Origin of the sequence: Klebsiella sp. D-Nf1 (assembly GCF_002810515.1) — a bacterium.
In the GTDB taxonomy this organism is placed as follows: Bacteria; Pseudomonadota; Gammaproteobacteria; order Enterobacterales; family Enterobacteriaceae; genus Klebsiella; species Klebsiella variicola.
This window is the reverse complement of the sequence record NZ_PIOK01000004.1, coordinates 142,820-157,560: the sequence shown is the minus strand read 5'-3', so window position 1 is coordinate 157,560 and position 14,741 is coordinate 142,820. Positions and strand designations below refer to the sequence as shown.

Below are 14,741 nucleotides of genomic sequence, written 5' to 3'. Positions count from 1 at the left end.
GGCGGTGGTTGAATACCGCCCGGTCTAAAAGGAGAGTTTAACATGAGTCTGGATATCGACCAGATTGCCCTGCATCAGTTAATCAAACGTGATGAACAAAATCTGGAGCTGGTGCTGCGCGAGTCACTGCTGGAGCCGAACGCGACGGTCGTCGAGATGATGGCTGAACTGCACCGGGTCTATAGCGCCAAAAGCAAAGCCTATGGCCTGTTCAATGAAGAGAGTGAACTGGCGCAGGCGCTGCGTCTGCAGCGTCAGGGGGAAGAAGAGTTTCTGGCGTTCAGCCGCGCGGCGACTGGTCGTCTGCGCGATGAACTGGCGAAATACCCGTTCGCTGAAGGGGGCATTGTCCTGTTCTGCCAGTATCGTTACCTGGCGGTCGAGTATCTGCTGGTGGCGGTGCTCAATAACCTGAGCAGTATGCGCGTCAACGAAGAGCTGGATATCCGCTCGACCCATTATCTGGATATTAACCATGCCGATATCGTCGCGCGCATCGATTTGACGGAGTGGGAAACCAACCCGGAATCGACCCGCTATCTGACCTTCCTGAAAGGGCGGGTAGGGCGCAAAGTGGCCGACTTCTTTATGGATTTCCTCGGTGCCAGCGAAGGGCTTAACGCCAAAGCGCAGAACCGTGGCCTGCTGCAGGCGGTGGATGACTTTGCCGCCGATGCCCAGCTTGATAAATCCGAGCGACAGAATGTGCGTCAGCAGGTCTACGCTTACTGCAATGAACAGCTGCAGGCCGGGGAAGAGATTGAGCTGGAGTCGCTATCCAAAGAGCTCGCCGGCGTCAGTGAGAGGAGCTTCCAGGAGTTCACTGCCGAGCAGGGCTATGAGCTGGAAGAGAGCTTCCCGGCGGATCGCAGCACCTTACGCCAGCTGACCAAGTTTGCCGGCAGCGGCGGCGGATTGACCATTAACTTCGACGCCATGCTGTTAGGCGAGCGCGTGTTCTGGGATCCCGCCACCGATACCCTGACCATTAAGGGTACTCCGCCGAATCTGCGCGACCAGCTGCAGCGCCGGACGTCCGGCGGTAATTAAGTCCCACGCGCTATCGCTGAACGGGGATGATCTCCACGCCGCACTGCACCAGCTGCTGGCGCAGCGCGGCGTCGGGTTCACCATCGACGATAAGCGTACTGGCGAGGCTCAGTTCGCCGATGGCAAAGGCCGACGCGGCGTTGAGCTTCTCCCGGGACGCCATCACCACGGTTTCCGCCGCTCTGGCCGCCAGTGCGCGTTTGATGCCCGCTTCTTCATAATCACCGGTAGTGAAACCTGCCCGCGGGTGGATGCCGGTCACCCCCATAAAGAACAGATCGGCATTGATCCGCGCCATACCCGCCAGCGTCTCGGCGCCCACAGCGACGACCGAATGTTTAAACACTTTGCCCCCGAGCAGGATCACCTCGATTCGCGGGTGGTCGACTAGCGCCACGGCAATACCGGGGCTGTGGGTGACCACCGTACAGCTCAGTTCCGCAGGTAAAAAGCCGATCATCGCCGCGGTGGTGGTGCCGCCATCGACAATCACCACCTGTCCTGGCTGGATCAGCGCGGCAGCGGCGCGCGCTACCGCCTGCTTGGAGGCGATCTGCACGCTTTTGCGCGTTTCAATAGGCGCAATGGCGGCAGAAACCGGCAGTGCGCCGCCATGGACCCGCTGTAGTTTCCCGTCCGCCGCCAGCTCGCGCAGATCGCGGCGAATGGAGTCCTCGGAGACGTTAAATCGCTGACTCAGTTCCCCGGACATGACCTGTTTTTCCTCAGTGAGGATCTGGAGGATCTGTTGTTTTCTCTGACTGGCGAGCATCGATTTTCCTTCACGGCTGATCTTGTTTATGCACGATTATGCATGTTATGGTGCCGTCTGTCACCTCAAAGGGGAAATAACATGCAAACTCACGCACCGCACGTCCGCCACGTTCGCGAGACGCTGCTCTCTGACAACTGGTACACCTTAAAAAAATATACTTTTGAACTGCTGCGCCGGGACGGCCGCTGGCAGGAGCAGAGCCGGGAAGCCTATGACCGCGGCAACGGCGCGGTCATTTTACTCTATAACCGTGAGAAGCGGACGGTGGTCCTGACCCGCCAGTTCCGTTTTCCGGTGTTTACCCACGGCCACGATGGGTATCTGATTGAGGCTGCCGCCGGGCTGCTGGATAACGCCTCGCCGGAAGCGCGGATCGTTGCCGAAGCGGAAGAGGAGACCGGCTTTCGCGTGACGCGTATCGAACCCGTCTTCACTGTCTTTATGAGCCCAGGCTCTGTTACTGAGAAGCTCTACTTTTTTATCGCGGAATATCAGGCTGATGATCGTCGGGGCGACGGCGGCGGGCTGGCGGCAGAAGGTGAGGATATTGAAGTGCTGGAGTGGCCGCTGGCGCGGGCGCTGCAGGCTATTCGCGATGGCGAGATCATGGATGCTAAAACGATAATGCTGTTGCAGCATCTGGCACTAAATGCTGACACGCTCCTCGCCGGCTAAGGCCGTGGGTGGCGCAAATAACAAAACGCCCCGGATCCGAAGACCCCGGGGCGTTATGCCATACAACTTGCTATCGGCGATTACGCGCGAACGAAGTCGATGTGGGTCAGTTTCGGCTTGAACGGGTGACGCTGAACAGCCTGAACTTTCACTTTCTCTTCTTTGCCATCGATAACGAGGGTCACAACTTCGCCGTAAAATTCAGCTTTATCCTGCATGTTCCACAGTTTGTCGTGATCCAGTTCGATAGCAACCGGAGCAGCTTCGCCACCGTAGATGATTGCCGGGAACTTGTTAGCTGCGCGCAGGCGGCGGCTCGCACCCTTACCCTGCTCTTTACGTACTTCTGCGTTGATAGTAAACATTGATGTCTCTCTATATATAAAGCCTGCAACAGGCGACCCAGCTGCAGGCAGATTATCTGCTTTGCGAATGCAAAAGCGGGCGGCATTATAGCCGCCAATCGGCACAGCGGCAATCAAAACCTCAGTTTTTGGCGGATTAACGCAGCTCATTGGCGCGACGGAAACGGCCCTGATAATCGAACACTTTTTCCCGCACCTGCCAGTATTGTCCCTTCATACGGGCGACGACAAAATCAGGATGGCGCAGCAGCGCCTGCTGGGCAATGATATCCGCCGGGGTTATCCAGCGTAACGGCACTCCCGGCGTACGGGTATGCGGGCGGATAAACAACTGCTCAAAGGCGGTACGCTGGGCGGGCGTTTGCAGACGGAAGCGCTCACTCACGTCGGCGCCGTCCTCATCATAGTAGGTGATTTTCAGCCACGGGCCTTTCTCGTCGCTACCGTGCTGCAGGGCCATGCCGCTGCAGCGCAGCACCAGCGCGTCCTTTAGCTTTAGCGCCGCCTTCAGCATATCGTCCGGGTCGACCAAAATCGTGTCGCACTCGCGGCAGCGGCGGGCAGCGATATCGTTTTCCGCGTTGCACTGCGGGCAGTTTTTGAAGCGAAAGCGGAAGTCGCACTGTTCGCGGTGGCCGTCATCATCTTCAAACCAGCCCTGGCAGCGGCGGCCAAAGTGTTCAATCAAGGTGCCGTCGGCGGTGGTTTTGCCCCAGAAGGTGTTGGCGAAACCGCAGGCCGGGCAGAAGACCTGCACCGGCACGTTGTCGCTTTTCCCCTTCGGCGTCCCCACTTCCGGGGCGTACAGGTCATGCGGGTTGCCGGCGTAGTCGAGGATCAGGCAGTCGGTTTTGCCCGGCGCCAGGCGCAGGCCGCGGCCAACGATCTGTTGGTAAAGACTCACCGACTCGGTGGGGCGGAGGATGGCGATCAGGTCAACGTGCGGGGCGTCGAAGCCGGTGGTCAGCACCGCGACGTTCACCAGATAGCGATACTCCTGCGCTTTAAACGCCTCGATGATGCGATCCCGCTCTGGTCCAGGCGTTTCCCCGGTGATCAGTGCGGCGTGCGCCGCCGGCAGCAGGCCAGTCACTTCCCGGGCGTGTTCCACGGTGGCGGCGAAGATCATCACCCCTTTACGACTTTCGGCGAACTCCACGATCTGGCTGACGATATGCGGCGTAATGCGCTGCTGTTTTTTCAGCTCGTGGTTAAGATCGGCTTCACTGAACAGGCCGTTACTCTGCGCCTGCAGACGGCTGAAATCGTACTGCACCACCGGCATATCAAGGCGTTCCGGCGGCGTCAGGTAGCCGTGCTTAATCATATAGCGCAGCGGCAGCTCGTAGATGCAGTCGCGAAACAGCGCTTTCTCGTCGCCGCGAACCATGCCGTGATAGTGAAACTGATAGATCCAGCCCTTGCCGAGGCGGAACGGGGTGGCCGTCAGGCCGAGCAGCCGGAGCTGAGGATTCACCTGCCGCAGGTGACTAATGATCTGTTGATACTGGCTGTCGTCGTCATCGCTGATACGGTGGCATTCGTCGACGATGAGCAGCGAAAATTCACTGTGAAACTGATCGAGGTTGCGCGCCACCGACTGCACGCTGCCGAACACCACTTTGCCATGGCTCTCTTTACGCTGCAGACCGGCGGCAAAGATATCCGCCTCGAGGCCAAGGGCGCAGTATTTCGCATGGTTCTGCGCCACCAGCTCTTTGACGTGGGCCAGCACCAGCACGCGGCCGCGGGCCAGCCGGGCGAGCTCGGCGATCACCAGGCTTTTGCCCGCGCCGGTGGGCAGGACTATCGCCGCCGGCTCGGTATGGCGACGAAACCAGGCGAGGGTGGCGTCGACAGCTTCTTGTTGATAGGGGCGTAATGTAAAAGTCATGAATTCACGGGGCTAATTAACTCGCGAATAGTATGCCACGAATCTTTTCCCTTGAGTGGTGTTAAGAGCCCGTTATACTAGCCAGTGAAATTCTTCTTTTTCGGGCGAGTTGCCCGCTCCAGCATTATTACAGGCTAAAAAAAACTCATGCGACTTGATAAGTTTATCGCTCAGCAGCTTGGCGTCAGCCGGGCTATTGCCGGGCGTGAAATCCGCGGTAGCCGCGTTACCGTGGACGGCGACATTGTGAAAGATACCTCTTTTAAGCTCCAGCCGGAGCACGAGGTGGAGTATGACGGTAACACGCTGACCCAGCAGCACGGCCCACGTTACTTTATGCTCAACAAGCCGCAGGGTTACGTCTGTTCCACCGACGATCCCGATCATCCGACGATCCTTTATTTCCTCGATGAGCCGGTGGCGCACAAGCTGCACGCCGCCGGGCGTCTGGATATCGACACCACCGGGCTGGTGCTGATGACCGATGACGGCCAGTGGTCGCACCGCATTACCTCGCCACGCCACCACTGTGAAAAAACCTATCTGGTGGAGCTGGAAAGCCCGCTGGCGGAAGGGACCGCAGAGCTGTTTGCCAAAGGCGTCCAGTTACATAACGAAAAAGATCTCACTAAACCCGCGGTGCTTGAAGTCATCACCCCGACCGAAGTGCGTCTGACCATTAGCGAAGGGCGCTACCATCAGGTGAAACGTATGTTCGCCGCCGTGGGCAACCATGTGGTTGGCCTGCATCGGGAGCGCATCGGCGACATTCTGCTGGATGACGCGCTGGCGCCGGGTGAATATCGTCCGCTGACGGAAGCGGAAATCGCCAGCGTGGGCGCCCCGCAGGCACGGAGTAAAACGTGACGGTGAAGCAGAATTCTTCTGTGGGAATTGTGTTTATTCTCGGCCTGCTGGCCATGTTGATGCCGCTGTCGATCGATATGTATCTTCCGGCGCTGCCGGTGATCGCCGCCCAGTACAACGTCCCGGACGGCAGCGCGCAGATGACGCTCAGCACCTATATCCTGGGGTTTGCGCTGGGTCAGCTGCTGTACGGGCCGATGGCAGACAGCCTTGGTCGCAAACCGGTGATCCTCGGCGGGACGCTGGTATTCGCCGCGGCGGCGGTGGCCTGCGCCCTGTCGCAGACCATCGATATGCTCATTGTCATGCGTTTCTTCCACGGTCTGGCGGCCGCGGCGGCCAGCGTGGTGATCAACGCCCTGATGCGCGATATCTATCCGAAAGATGAGTTTTCACGGATGATGTCGTTTGTCATGCTGGTGACGACCATTGCGCCGCTGGTGGCGCCGATGGTTGGCGGGGCGGTGCTGGTCTGGTTTAGCTGGCATGCCATCTTCTGGATCCTTGCGCTGGTGGCCCTGCTGGCCTCGCTGATGATCGGCCTGTTTATCCGCGAGACGCTACCAGCTGACAGGCGTCAGCCGTTCCATCTGCGTACTACGCTGGGTAATTTTGCCACCCTGTTCCGTCACAAGCGGGTGCTGAGCTATATGCTGGCGAGCGGCTTTAGCTTCGCCGGCATGTTCTCTTTCCTCAGTGCCGGGCCTTTCGTCTATATCAATATTAACCACGTCGCGCCTCAGCACTTTGGCTACTATTTTGCGCTGAACATTGTTTTCCTGTTCCTGATGACCATGTTCAACAGCCGCTTTGTGCGGCGGGTGGGGGCGTTGCGCATGTTCCGCGCCGGGCTGTGGATCCAGTTTGCCATGGCGGTATGGATGGTGGTTTGCGCGCTACTCGATGTTGGCTTCTGGTCACTGGTGCTCGGCGTGGCGGCCTTTGTCGGTTGCGTATCGATGGTGTCGTCTAACGCCATGGCGGTGATCCTCGATGAGTTTCCGCATATGGCGGGCACCGCTTCGTCGCTGGCCGGAACGTTTCGTTTTGGTATTGGGGCTATCATCGGCGCATTGCTGTCTATGGCAACGTTTACCACCGCCTGGCCGATGCTGATCTCTATTGCCTTCTGCGCAACCTGTTCTATTTTCTTCTCGCTTTACGCTTCCCGTCGGCGAAAAATCGCACACTAGGTCACATTTTCAGGGGCGAAATCGCCCCTTTCTTGATACATGTCAACCAGAATGAGCTTCAGGGTTCTGCGATTTGTTTCCTTTATGTAAAATCAATTAGTGTAAAAAGTCGCATTGTTGCGATAAAAAAGTTGTTTTGGATCACAGAAACGGGTACATATAGCGCCAATCGGCTCGCCGGGTAAAAAAATAAAGCGCTGGATTATAAGTGCTTAACCCTGGCCCGCCGTGGCTGTAAACGTTTTCTGCGTCAAGGCAGGACTATTTGTCAACAGTGTGTTAATATTGATGTAAATTTATTGTGAAGCTTTTTGCTTCCGGGGAAACCACGTGAATACACAACAACTCTCTATCGTACACCGTCTGCCGCAGAGCTATCGCTGGCTGGCCGGTTTTGCGGGTTCCAGAGTTGAACCGATTCCGCAAAACGGCGCGCAGAACGAGAACAGTCTCGTTGCCCTGAAGTTGCTGAGTCCGGACGGTGAGAAAGCCTGGCCGGTTATGCATAAGCTCAGCCAGGCGTTAAGCGACATCGAAGTCGACTGTTCCGTCCTTGAGTGCGAAGGCGAACCCTGCCTGTTCGTTAACCTGCAGGATGAGTTCGCCGCCACCTGTCGTCTGAAAAATTTTGGCGTGGCCATCGCCGAGCCCTTCTCCGGCAACAACCCCTTCTGACCGTCAGCTCAGCGCCAGCAGCTGGCGGGTATACTCGTGTCGGGGTGCGCTGAAGACGGACTGGCACTCGCCCTGTTCAACCACCTCTCCCTGACGCAGCACCATCACCTGATGACACAGCGCCCGCACCACGCGTAAATCATGACTGATAAAAATATAGGCCAGCTGATGTTTTTGCTGTAATGCTTTCAGCAGATTCAGGATCTGCGCCTGAACGGTTTTGTCCAGCGATGAGGTCGGCTCGTCGAGGACGATCAGCTGCGGCTTGACGATCAACGCTCTGGCGATGGCGATACGCTGCCGCTGGCCACCGGAGAACGCCGCCGGGTAGCGCTGGCGGCTGGCCGGATCGAGGCCGACCTCCTGCATGGCGAGGATCACCGCCTGTTCGCGTTCGACTGCCGTCATCGTCGGCTGGTGAACGCGCAATCCTTCTTCAATAATCTGCTGCGCCGTCAGACGCGGATTGAGCGACGAGTTCGGATCCTGAAAAACCACCTGCATTTGTCGGCGCAACGGCAGCAGCTGTCGACGGTTACGCCCCTGAATCGGCTGGCCGGCAAAGGTTATCCTGCCCTCGGATGAGATCAGGCGCAGCAGCGCCAGACCGGTGGTGCTTTTTCCCGATCCCGATTCGCCCACCAGCCCCAGCGTCTCGCCGGCGCGCAGCTGAAAACTGAGGCTGTTGACCACCCGATGGTGATCGACCACCCGGCGCAGGATCCCTTTGCGAACAGGAAACGCCACGTTTAAATCGTCCGCCAGCAGCAGCACCGGGGCATCGACGGCCAGCGGTACCGGCTCGCCGTCCGGCTCGCTATCCAACAGGCGTTGGGTGTACGGATGCGCTGGTGCGCTGAACAGCGCCCGACAGTGATTTTGTTCCACACAGCGGCCGTTCTGCATCACCGCCACCCGGTCAGCCAACTGACGGACAATGCTCAGGTTATGGGTGATAAACAGCAACCCCATGTTCAGCTCCCGCTTCAGCTCGCGCAGCAGCTGCAGGATTTGTGCCTGCACTGACACGTCGAGGGCGGTGGTCGGTTCATCGGCGATCAGCAACTCCGGGCGCGTCAGCAGCGCCATGGCGATCATCACCCGCTGGCGCTCGCCGCCGGAGAGCTGATGCGGATAGTCCGCCAGTCGCCGCGGTGCCTGACGGATCCCAACGCGCTCCAGGCAGTCGAGGATCTCCCCGCGCGCCGCCTGTTTGCGCATTCCCCGGTGTAACGACAGCACCTCGTAGAGCTGTTTTTCCAGGGTATGCAGAGGGTTGAGCGACACCATCGGCTCCTGAAAGATCATCGCGATTCGGTTGCCGCGCACACCGCGCAGCGTGGCCTCATTCGCATGCAGTAGCGACTGGCCATGAAAGCGGATATCGCCGCTGGGGTAGCTGGCCGGCGGGGTGGGGAGCAGCCGCAGCACTGACAGCGCGGAGATGCTTTTTCCGGAGCCGGATTCTCCCACCAGCGCCAGCGTCTCACCGACCGCCACCTCGAGCGACAGATTATGTACCACGGTCTGCGTCTCGCCCTGCTGGCGAAAGGCAATAGAGAGATTGTCGATAGCTAACAGCGGGTGGGTCATATTACACCGCCTTACTTGGGTCAAAGGCGTCGCGAACCGCTTCACCAATAAAAATCAGCAGCGTCAGCAGTACGGCGACGGAGAGAAACGCGGCAATGCCCAGCCAGGGCGCCTGCAGGTTGTTTTTTCCCTGCAGCAGCAGCTCCCCGAGAGAGGGGGAGCCGAGCGGCAGACCGAAGCCGAGAAAATCCAGCGACGTCAGGGTGGTAATGGAGCTGCACAGGATAAAAGGCAGGAAGGTGAGGGTCGCCACCATTGCGTTAGGCAACATATGCCGCAGGATGATCTGCCGGTCGCTGACCCCTAGCGCCTGCGCCGCCCGGATGTAGTCGTAGTTGCGGGTGCGAAGAAATTCAGCGCGCACCACGCCCACCAGCGTCATCCAGCCAAAAAGGACGGTGATTGCCAGCAGCCACCAGAAGCCAGGCTGCACGACGCTGGAGAGCAGGATAATCAAAAACAGCGTCGGCATCCCTGACCAGACCTCGATAAAGCGCTGGCCCCAGAGGTCGATTTTACCGCCGTAGTAACCCTGTATCGCCCCGGCCAGCACCCCCAGCACGCTGGAGAACAGCGTTAGCAGCAGACCGAAGAGCACCGAGATGCGTGTCCCATAGAGGATCCGCGCCAGCACATCGCCGCCGTTGGCGTCAGTGCCGAGCCAGTTGCTGGTCGAGGGCGGCGACGGAAAAGGAACCGTGCTGGCAAAATTAATCGTCGTTGCGCCGAAGCGCACCGGCGGCCAAAGCGCCCAGCCGTGGGTGGCCAGCTGGTGCTGTAGCCAGGGATCCTGATAGTCGGCGGCGGTGGCAAATGCGCCGCCAAAGGTTTGCTCGGTGTAGTTTTTTAACACCGGAACGTACAGCTGGCCCCGGTACTGCACCAGCAGCGGGCGATCGTTGGCCAGCAGCTCGGCGCCCAGGCTGCAGAGGAAGAGAATTAAAAACAGCCACAGCGACCAGTAGCCGCGACGGTTGTGACGAAAGCGCGCCCAGCGGGCCTGATTAACGGGACTGAAGAAAGACATTAGCGGCCCTCAAAATCAATGCGCGGGTCGACCAGCGTATAGCTGATATCGCTGATGATATTCAGCAGCAGGCCAATCAGTGTGAAAATATAGAGTGTGCCGAACATCACCGGATAGTCGCGGGAGACCGTCGCTTCATAGCCCAGCAGACCCAGGCCGTTCAGCGAAAACATCACTTCGATCAGCAGCGAACCGGTAAAGAACATACTGATAAAGGTGGCCGGAAAGCCGGCGATCACCAGCAGCATGGCGTTGCGGAATACATGTCCCCAGAGGATCTGTTTCTCACCGACACCTTTGGCGCGGGCAGTGACCACATACTGTTTGCGGATCTCGTCGAGGAAGCTGTTTTTGGTCAGCATGGTCAGGGCGGCAAAGCCGCCAATCACCGTCGCCAGCACCGGCAGGGTGATGTGCCACAGGTAGTCGAGGATCTTCTGATACCAGGGAAGGGTGTCGAAGTTCGGTGAGACCAGACCGCGCAACGGGAAGAGGTCGAAATAGCTGCCGCCGGCAAAAATCACGATCAGCAGGATGGCGAACAGAAAGGCGGGGATCGCATAGCCAATAATAATCAGCGTACTGCTCCAGATGTCAAAGCGGCTGCCATTGCTGACCGCTTTGCGGATACCCAGCGGAATGGAAACCAGGTAGATAATCAGCGTACTCCACAGCCCGAGGCTCACCGAGACCGGCAGGCTGTCTTTAATCAGCTGCAGTACTGAGGCGCTGCGAAACAGGCTGTCGCCAAAATCAAAGCGCAGATAATCGCCCAGCATCTTCAGGTAACGCTCGTGCAGCGGCTTATCGAAGCCGTAGCGGTGGGTGATCTCGGCGATGACTTCCGGATCAAGGCCCCGCCCCCCGCGATAGTGCCCCTCGCTGATGTTCCCTGCGCCGGTGCGGGCATGGCTGGCGCCCATCCCGCCGTCGCCGGCACCCGGCATCCCGCCGTGCTGACCAAACTCTACGGCGGCGATGGCCTGGTCGACCGGGCCGCCGGGCGCGATTTGCACTATAAAAAAGTTAATGGTGATGATGGCCCACAGGGTGGGGATCACTAACAGCAAACGGCGGATCAGGTAGCTGCCCATGGGATGTCCTTAACGTCTGTCCGCGGGGAGGGTGGCCGCTTTATTCACGTCGTACCACCAGGTATCGAGGCCTGACGAATAAATGGGGCGGGTCTCGGGGAATGAGAATTTATTCCACCACGCGGTGCGGTCCTGCGCCATATACCACATCGGCAGCATGTAGTTATTCCAGGTGAGCACGCGGTCCAGCGCCCGACCGAGGGGGATCAGTTTCTGCTTATTGCCCTGCCACTGCAGGATCTGCGCAATCAGCTTATCCACCACCGGGCTTTGCACCCCCGGCGCGTTATAGCTGGAGTGAATATAGTCTGAGGCCCAGGAGATTTGCAGGTCGGTGCCGGGCCAGGGCATGGCACGCCACAGGCTCGGCATCATGTCGTAATCGCGGCTGCGGCGGCGGTTGCTGTACTGCGAGTTATCAACCTGACGAATATCCATGACGATCCCCAGGCGCTGCAGGTTGTGCTGAAACGGCAGCACCCAGCGGTCATTGCCTCCGGCTGGCATCAGCAGCTCAAAGCGCAGCGGCTTGCCAGTGGCGGCGTTGATCCGGCGCTGGTTTTTTACCGTCCAACCCGCCGCATTGAGCAGGGCGTCGGCTTTGAGTAAGTTGTCGCGGTCGAAGCCATCGCCGCGGGAGACCGGCGGCTGGTAAACCTGGCTGAAGACCTCCGGGGGCAGTTCGTTTTTCATCGGCGTCAGCAGGGCCAGCTCGGCCGCGTCGGGCAGGCTGCGGGCGGCATATTCGGTGTTCTGGAAATAGCTGTTGGCGCGCTGATAGGCGCTGTAAAACAGCGCCTTGTTCATCCATTCAAAATCGAACGCCAGGGTAATGGCCTCCCGCACCCGGCGATCGGCAAAAACCGGGCGCTGAATATTGAACGCCAGCCACTGGGTATCCTGCGCCGAGGTATTTGTATGCTCATCTTTAATAATGTAGCCGCGGCTGAAGTTGCGACCGACGTAGCGGGTGGCCCAGTTTTTGGCGACCGTCTCTTCCCGGCGATCGACGGCTCCCGCTTTAAAGGCTTCGAAAGCGACATTGTCGTCGAGATAATAGTCATAGCGCAGCGTATCGAAATTCCAGCGACCCCGGTTGACCGGCAGATCGGCTGCCCAGTAGTCGGCGACCCGTGAATAGGTGATGTATTGCCCCATTCGCCAGGCGCTGATGCGGTATGGCCCGCTGGCCAGCGGCGGCTTTGACAGCGGGTCGCTGAGTTTGTGCTGGCGCCAGAATGCCTCAGGCATCACCGGCAGGCTCAGCAGGCTCAGCATGTTCTCTTTCCCGGGCTGGCCGAGGTCGATTCGTACGGTCAACGGGGCGATGGCCTTAACGGTGGTGCCTTTATAAAACAGGCGGAACTGCGGCACCCCTTCAGTCATAAACTTGTTGAAGGTAAACGCGACATCCCGGGCGGTGATTGGCGTGCCGTCATGGAAGCGGGCGCGCGGGTTGAGAGCGATCTCCATCCATGAATAATCCTCAGCATAGCGCGCCCGTTCGGCAATCAGCGGGTAGTAGCTGCCGGGCTCATCATCCGAGGTGGTGAACAGGGTATCGTAGAGCGCCTCAGTGCGCACGGCGGCATTGCCGCGCAGTGCGTAGCGGTTGAAGTTGTCAAAGGTGCCGATCGCCGCCAGGGTGAGGGTGCCGCCTTTTGGCGCCTTTGGATTGGCATAATCAAAATGGCTGAAGCTGGCAGCGTATTTGGGTTCACCGATAATCGCAAAGGCGACGCTTTCTTTTATAGTTTGCGCCTTAGCGCTAAGGCTAAACAGAGCAAGCAGGATTAAAAAGAGGCGCGCATACATAGGCGACAGAATACCTTGTCATGGTCGGCCCCCATAGCCGACCTCTGTTCCCGCATCATATGTGAGACTTAGCGCGTTGTGAAATAATTCGCAGGTTCATCATGCGCAGCCACCAGCGCCTCCAGCGATAGCGGACGGCTTATCCAGTACCCCTGCAGGAAATTGACGCCCTGGGCACGAAGCCATTCCGCCTGTTCCTGGGTCTCCACTCCTTCGGCGACGGTCTTTAATTTCAGCCGGCGGCTGAGGGTCAGTACCGCATCCAGCACCGGCGAGGTCACGGTTTCGGTGCCAATCGCCTGCACAAAGCCGCGATCGATCTTCAGATAATCGAAGTTATAGCGTTCGAGATAAATCAGCGCGCTATGCCCGGTACCAAAGTCATCAATCGCGATTTCAAAACCCTGCTGGTGGAGCCAGGCGAAGTTAGCGATCGATTTTTCTTTATCAATCATGGCCCGCTCGGTCACCTCCAGCACCACGTGAAAATGGTCGGCGGGCAGCGCGTCGGCAAAGCGCAGCATATCGTCGCGGAAGCTGTCAGCCTGCAGATGGGCAGGGGAAATATTGAGCCCCAGCTTGACGCCGCGGGGCAGGATCCGTTTAAGCACTTGACCGTCGCTGGCGATCAGCGCCAGCAGGTGATGGGTCAGCGGCACGATCATCTGCTGGGTTTCCGCCAGGTTAATAAAGACGTCGGGTGGGATTTCACCCACCACCGGATGGCGCCAGCGCATGAGCACTTCCACGCCGCTGATGCGCAGGGTCTGGGCATTCACGACCGGCTGATAGACGACGTAGAACTGGTTATTTTTGATCCCCAGCAGTATCGATTTTCGCGGATCGGATTTGATCGTCAGCACGTAATAACAGAGCAACCCCGCCAGCAGACCGCACACTACCCCGAGCAACAGGGCAAACTGTGTATTTTCCGCCAGCCAGCTGTTGGCATACAGGTAGACCTTCAGCGGTAAACCGTCGATCTGTACCTGGCGGATCGGCGCGTTGTCCAGCGTTTGCGGATCCACCAGCCGGTTACTGAAGGTGGAGATGGCGGTATGGCCGATGGCCAGCGCTATACCGCTGAAATCATTTTGTCGTGCGGAATAGAGGATATAGGGCGTGAGGTTGGCGTTAATCGATACGAAAATGCCGCTGTTTGCATCATCGGGTTTGCTGACCCATAACGCCAGCGCTGCGCTTTTCGGCATCATCGGCGTGCCCGGCAAAATCGCCATATCAACGGGTTTGTGAATATCGATCGCCGGGATAAGCTGACTGAGGGGCGTATTCATGGCCCCTGTCGCCGAGGAGCAAAAGACGACGCCGTTTTTGACCAGCAGAAACGCGCGAACGTTAGGGCTGAAGGCGGCATGGGAGGTGAGCCCGGAGTCGATATTTTCGCAGGGCTGATCCACCAGCGGCTGCAGGCCGTCAATGGTCTGACGGAGATCGTAAAAATAGCTTTTCAGGTAAGTGTTAACGTTGTTGATAATGGCGTCGAAACGCTCTGCCCGGTTATGGTAAATCACCATGAACTGAATGCAGCCGGCCAGCAGCGCGACGATAACCCCCACGCAGAGGCTGGTTAACCAGATTTTACGCTGGGGCGAAAAGTAGCGAGTAAGCATAGCTATAGTCTTTCCGTTTTATTGAATCGCATCAACGGGTTGTCAGTCGTCGTTTTTCTCATTCCCACTTAAAAGACATAGCTTATT

Annotated in this window: 13 protein-coding genes; 5 read left to right on the top strand and 8 right to left on the bottom strand. The window is 58.4% G+C overall.

Features of this window, described 5'->3' with window-relative positions; genetic code table 11:
- Positions 1 to 42 precede the first annotated feature (42 nt).
- Positions 43 to 1,050 (top strand): nucleoid-associated protein YejK, encoded by a 1,008-nt coding sequence (gene yejK, locus CWM54_RS17445; protein WP_074388020.1) that lies wholly within the window; start codon positions 43 to 45, stop codon positions 1,048 to 1,050.
- Positions 1,051 to 1,060: 10 nt separating this feature from the next.
- Here yejK and CWM54_RS17440 read toward each other — a convergent pair whose 3' ends face one another.
- Positions 1,061 to 1,822 (bottom strand): DeoR/GlpR family DNA-binding transcription regulator, encoded by a 762-nt coding sequence (locus CWM54_RS17440; RefSeq protein ID WP_061153838.1) that lies wholly within the window; start codon positions 1,820 to 1,822, stop codon positions 1,061 to 1,063.
- Between the two features lie 81 nt (positions 1,823 to 1,903).
- Here CWM54_RS17440 and CWM54_RS17435 point away from each other — a divergent pair, with 81 nt between their 5' ends.
- The gene (locus CWM54_RS17435; protein WP_061153839.1) at positions 1,904 to 2,500 is read left to right on the top strand and encodes an NUDIX domain-containing protein; all 597 of its coding nucleotides are present in this window, start codon (positions 1,904 to 1,906) and stop codon (positions 2,498 to 2,500) included.
- 80 nt (positions 2,501 to 2,580) lie between these two features.
- On the opposite strand, the gene rplY is transcribed toward CWM54_RS17435, so the two are convergent.
- Positions 2,581 to 2,865 (bottom strand): 50S ribosomal protein L25, encoded by a 285-nt coding sequence (gene rplY, locus CWM54_RS17430; RefSeq protein WP_100697975.1) that lies wholly within the window; start codon positions 2,863 to 2,865, stop codon positions 2,581 to 2,583.
- Between the two features lie 136 nt (positions 2,866 to 3,001).
- Complete coding sequence (locus CWM54_RS17425; RefSeq protein WP_100697973.1) at positions 3,002 to 4,759, bottom strand: DEAD/DEAH box helicase; 1,758 nt, start codon at positions 4,757 to 4,759, stop codon at positions 3,002 to 3,004.
- Positions 4,760 to 4,906: 147 nt separating this feature from the next.
- Here CWM54_RS17425 and rsuA point away from each other — a divergent pair, with 147 nt between their 5' ends.
- From rsuA to CWM54_RS17410, 3 genes are all read left to right on the top strand, one after another.
- A complete protein-coding gene (rsuA, locus tag CWM54_RS17420) occupies positions 4,907 to 5,626 on the top strand; it encodes a 16S rRNA pseudouridine(516) synthase RsuA (RefSeq protein WP_061153842.1) in 720 nt (239 codons plus the stop codon).
- Positions 5,623 to 6,819 (top strand): Bcr/CflA family multidrug efflux MFS transporter, encoded by a 1,197-nt coding sequence (locus CWM54_RS17415; RefSeq protein ID WP_100681792.1) that lies wholly within the window; start codon positions 5,623 to 5,625, stop codon positions 6,817 to 6,819. The genes rsuA and CWM54_RS17415 overlap by 4 nt, the downstream gene beginning before the upstream one ends.
- 330 nt (positions 6,820 to 7,149) lie before the next feature.
- On the top strand, positions 7,150 to 7,494 hold the full coding sequence (locus tag CWM54_RS17410) for a YejG family protein (RefSeq protein WP_002912974.1): 345 nt from the start codon (positions 7,150 to 7,152) through the stop codon (positions 7,492 to 7,494).
- Between the two features lie 3 nt (positions 7,495 to 7,497).
- Here the strand turns inward: CWM54_RS17410 and yejF are convergent, their stop codons facing one another.
- The 5 genes from yejF to CWM54_RS17385 all read right to left on the bottom strand — a co-directional run bounded on the left by yejF (position 7,498) and on the right by CWM54_RS17385 (position 14,654).
- Positions 7,498 to 9,087, bottom strand: a complete 1,590-nt coding sequence (gene yejF, locus CWM54_RS17405) for a microcin C ABC transporter ATP-binding protein YejF (RefSeq protein WP_100681791.1) — start codon at positions 9,085 to 9,087, stop codon at positions 7,498 to 7,500.
- A gap of 1 nt (position 9,088) precedes the next feature.
- A complete protein-coding gene (locus CWM54_RS17400; RefSeq protein ID WP_074388026.1) occupies positions 9,089 to 10,114 on the bottom strand; it encodes a microcin C ABC transporter permease in 1,026 nt (341 codons plus the stop codon).
- Positions 10,114 to 11,208 (bottom strand): microcin C ABC transporter permease YejB, encoded by a 1,095-nt coding sequence (locus CWM54_RS17395; protein ID WP_100631141.1) that lies wholly within the window; start codon positions 11,206 to 11,208, stop codon positions 10,114 to 10,116. The genes CWM54_RS17400 and CWM54_RS17395 overlap by 1 nt, the downstream gene beginning before the upstream one ends.
- A gap of 9 nt (positions 11,209 to 11,217) precedes the next feature.
- Positions 11,218 to 13,023 (bottom strand): extracellular solute-binding protein, encoded by a 1,806-nt coding sequence (locus CWM54_RS17390; RefSeq protein ID WP_100697971.1) that lies wholly within the window; start codon positions 13,021 to 13,023, stop codon positions 11,218 to 11,220.
- A gap of 68 nt (positions 13,024 to 13,091) precedes the next feature.
- Positions 13,092 to 14,654, bottom strand: a complete 1,563-nt coding sequence (locus tag CWM54_RS17385) for a cyclic di-GMP phosphodiesterase (RefSeq protein ID WP_100697969.1) — start codon at positions 14,652 to 14,654, stop codon at positions 13,092 to 13,094.
- Between the last annotated feature and the right edge of the window lie 87 nt (positions 14,655 to 14,741).